General features: G+C 40.5%; 1 protein-coding gene. It reads right to left on the reverse strand.

Translation table 11 applies throughout. The features are described from left to right. Positions 1-4864 (reverse strand): tandem-95 repeat protein (locus ULVI_RS01900; RefSeq protein ID WP_157632549.1); only part of this gene is annotated, 4864 nt, incomplete at both ends.

Raw genomic sequence — 4864 nt, forward strand, 5'->3', positions numbered from 1 at the left:
TTTCTGTTCACGGCTTGGTCTGCTTTCTACAGTGCATAGATCTACTGTTACTGTTCCATTGGTTGGAGGCGTCACAATTGTTACTGTAGTTGGATCGATAGTTCCATCGATATCAGTGTCGTTTGCTATTACATCTATTACTACCGTGTCATCTTCATCAACGCTCACTGTATCGTCTTCTGCAACAGGACCATCATTTACAGGATCTACTGTTACTGTTACCGTTGCTGTATCACAAATAACAGGAGTACCGTCATCACAAACATTGTATTCAAAAGTATCGGTTCCTACAAAGTTAGGGTCTGGGGTGTATGTTACTTCACCAGTGATTGGATCGATCGTTACCGTTCCGTTGGTCGGAAGCGTTACAATAGTTACTGTAGTAGGATCAATAGCTCCATCCAAATCAGTATCATTATTCGTTACATCTATTACGACTGGAACATCCTCATTAGTAGTCGCTGTATCGTCTTCTACAACAGGACCATCATTTACAGGATCTACTGTTACAGTCACCGTTGCTGTATCGCAAATAACAGGAGTACCGTCATCACAAACATTATATTCAAAAGTATCCGTTCCTACAAAATCAGGATTTGGAGTATAGGTTACTTCACCCGTTATAGGATCTACCGTTACCGTTCCATTTGTTGGAGGTATTACAATCGTTACCGTGGCAGGATCAATCGCTCCATCGATATCAGTATCATTATTTGTTACATCTATCACTAATGGAGTATCCTCTTCAGTGCTTACAACATCATCCTCTACAACAGGTCCATCATTAATAGGATCTACTGTTACTGTTACCGTTGCTGTATCACAAACAACTGGAGTGCCATCATCACAAACTTCATACTCAAATGTATCGGTTCCGTTAAAGTCAGGGTTCGGAGTATAAGTTACTTCTCCTGTTACTGGGTCAACTGTTACCGTTCCATTGGTTGGAGGCGTCACAATTGTTACTGTAGAAGGATCGATCGTTCCATCGATATCAGTATCATTTGCTGTTACATCAATTGTTACTGTATCATCTTCATCAACACTCACTGTATCGTCTTCTACAACAGGACCATCGTTAATAGGATCTACTGTCACCGTTACCGTTGCAGTATCACATATTACAGGAACACCATCATCACAAACTTGATACTCAAATGTATCGGTTCCTGCAAAATCAGGGTTTGGAGTATACGTTACTTCTCCTGTTACAGGATCGATTGTTACCGTACCGTTCGAAGGAAGTGTTACAATGGTTACTGTGGTAGGATCAATACTTCCATCTAAGTCAGTATCATTAGCTACTATATCGATTACTACAGGAGTATCTTCCGTAGTACTTGCCGTATCATCTGTCGCTATAGGTCCATCATTTATTGGATCTACTGTTACTGTTACTGTTGCTGTATCACAAAGTACAGGAGTACCATCGTCACATACATTATATTCAAATGTATCGGTTCCTGCAAAATCAGGATTCGGAGTGTACGTCACTTCTCCTGTTACAGGATCTACTGTTACCGTACCGTTTGTCGGTGCTGTCACAATCGTTACTGTGGCTGGATCGATCGTTCCATCGATATCAGTATCGTTATCTGTTACATCAATAATAACAGCCATGTCTTCATCTGTAGAAACACTATCATCTTCTGCTACTGGTGCATCGTTGATCGGATCTACTGTCACCGTTACCGTTGCAGTATCACAAAGAACAGGAACACCATCATCACAAATCTGATACTCAAACGTATCGGTTCCATTAAAATCAGGATTCGGAGTATATGTTACTTCTCCTGTTACAGGGTCTACTGTTACTGTACCGTTTGCTGGTGATGTAACGACCACTACACTAGTAGGATCGATTATTCCATCAAGATCGGTATCATTATTTGCTACATCGATTGTTACTGGAGTGTCTTCAGAAGTAGTTTCTGAATCGTCCTCTGCAATCGGAGCATCGTTGATCGGATCTACCGTTACTGTTACTGTAGCTGTATCGCAAAGAACAGGAACACCATCATCACAGATCTGATACTCAAATGTATCGGTTCCCGCAAAATCAGGATTTGGAGTATACGTTACCTCTCCGGTTACAGGATCTACTGTTACCGTTCCGTTTGTTGGAGGAGTCACGACCACTACACTGGTAGGATCGATTATTCCATCAAGATCGGAGTCGTTATTTGCTACATCGATTGTTACTGGAGTGTCTTCAGAAGTTATTTCTGAATCATCCTCTGCAATCGGAGCATCGTTTACTGGATCTACAGTTACTGTTACCGTAGCTGTATCGCAAAGTACAGGAACACCATTATCACAGATCTGATACTCGAATGTATCTGTTCCATTAAAATCAGCGTTCGGAGTATATGTTACTTCTCCTGTTACAGGATCGATCGTTACCGTACCATTTGTTGGTGGAGTAACAATCACAACACTTGTAGGATCTATCATTCCATCAAGATCGGTGTCGTTACTTGCTACATCAATTGTTACTGGAGTATCTTCAGAAGTTATTTCTGAATCATCCTCTGCAATTGGAGCGTCATTTATCGCACCCACTGTCACGGTCACTGTCGCTGTATCACAAATTACAGGGACTCCATTATCACACACTTCATATTCAAAAGTATCTGTTCCACTAAAATCTGGATTTGGAGTATATGTTACTTCTCCCGTTACAGGGTCGATAGTTACCGTACCATTTGTTGGTGGTGTTACTATAGTTACTGAAGTTGGATCTATATTTCCATCAATATCACTATCGTTTGCTGTAACATCTATAATTACTGGAGTATCTTCCGTACTAACTACAGCGTCATCTTCAACAACAGGTCCATCATTTACAGGAGTTACGTTTATATTCAATGTACTAGTATCTTCACCTCCATTACCATCACTGATTGTGTAAAGCACTTCAGGAACTGGTCCATTATAGTTTTCAGCAGGAATAAATGTATAACTACCATCATCATTAATAGTAAGGTCTCCTTCAGTTAATGAAACCGTAGTTCCAGAAACGTACGTCATTCCATTCACTTCAAAACCTATAACCGTTAGTGTTTCATCTGGGTTTGGATCTGTATCATTATTCAATAAACCTGAAGCAGCATCAACCATTAAAGTTGTGTCTTCCATTGTACTATTGGTATCAGCATTCGCTGTAGGAGGCAAGAATGATTTTGGCACAATTACAGTTACCAATGCGATATCACATAACACAGGAGTACCATCATCACAAATCTGATATTCAAACGTATCGGTTCCCGTTACAAAATCAGGATTTGGCGTGTAAGTAATCGTACCGTCGGCATTTACCACAACCGTACCATTAGTAGGGTTGGTAATGATTGTTACGTTCGCAGGATTTATTGGACTGTCGATATCACTATCATTTGTTAACACAGGAATGATTACATCAACACCAGGGTCGGTAGTTGAAACATCATCCATTGCGATTGGTGCATCATTTACAGGGTCTACTGTTACCGTTACTGTTGCAATGTCACAGATTACAGGAGTACCATCATCACATACTTGGTATTGGAAAGTATCTGTCCCTGTAAAATCAGGGTTTGGAGTATATGTTACTTCTCCAGTCACAGGGTCAACTGTCACAGTACCGTTTGTTGGTGCTGTTACTATAGTTACTGAAGTTGGATCGATACTTCCATCCAGATCGGTATCATTAGCTGTTACATTAATTGTTACTGGAGTATCTTCCAGTGTTGTTTCTGAATCATCTACTGCAACCGGTCCATCATTAATAGGATCTACCGTAATGGTTACTGAAGCTGTATCACAAAGAACAGGAGTTCCATCATCACAGATCTGATACTCGAATGTATCGGTTCCATTAAAATCAGGATTCGGAGTATACGTTACTTCTCCTGTTACAGGATCTACTGTTACTGTACCGTTTGTCGGTGCTGTCACGATCACTACACTAGTAGGATCGATTACTCCATCAAGATCAGTATCGTTATTTGCCACATCGATTGTTACTGGAGTGTCTTCAGAAGTCGTTTCTGAATCATCTTCTGCAACTGGAGCGTCATTCACTTCATCAACAGTTACTGTTACTGTAGCTGTATCACAAAGAGCAGGAGTACTGTCATCACAAACTTGATATTCAAAAGTATCGGTTCCACTAAAATTTGGATTTGGAGTATACGTTACCTCTCCAGTTATAGGATCCACTGTTACCGTTCCGTTAGTAGGAGCAGTTACAATTGTTACCGTAGCTGGATCGATCGCTCCATCGATATCAGTATCATTTGCTGTTACGTCTATAAGTACCGTGTCATCTTCATCAACGCTCACTGTATCGTCTACGATAACAGGACCATCATTTACAGGATCTACTGTTACGGTCACCGTTGCTGTATCGCAAATAACAGGAGTACCGTCATCACAAACATTATACTCAAATGTATCGGTTCCGTTAAAGTCAGGGTTCGGAGTATAAATTACTTCACCTGTTATAGGATCAACTGTTACTGTTCCGTTAGTAGGTGGAGTTATAATAGTTACTGTAGTAGGATCAATACTTCCATCAATATCAGTATCATTTCCAGTTACATCGATAATTACGTCTGTGTCTTCATTTGTAGAAGCTGTGTCATCGGTTGCAATTGGTGCATCATTAATAGGATCTACCGTTACTGTTACTATAGCGGTATCACAAACTACTGGAGTACCATCATCACACACTTGATATTCGAACGTATCTGTTCCTACAAAATCAGGGTTTGGAGTATATGTTACCTCTCCTGTTACAGGGTCTACTGTTACTGTTCCATTGGTTGGAGGCGTCACAATTGTTACTGTAGTTGGATCGATCATTCCATCGATATCAGTGTCG

This window comes from Cochleicola gelatinilyticus, from assembly GCF_001637325.1.
In the GTDB taxonomy this organism is placed as follows: Bacteria; Bacteroidota; Bacteroidia; order Flavobacteriales; family Flavobacteriaceae; genus Cochleicola; species Cochleicola gelatinilyticus.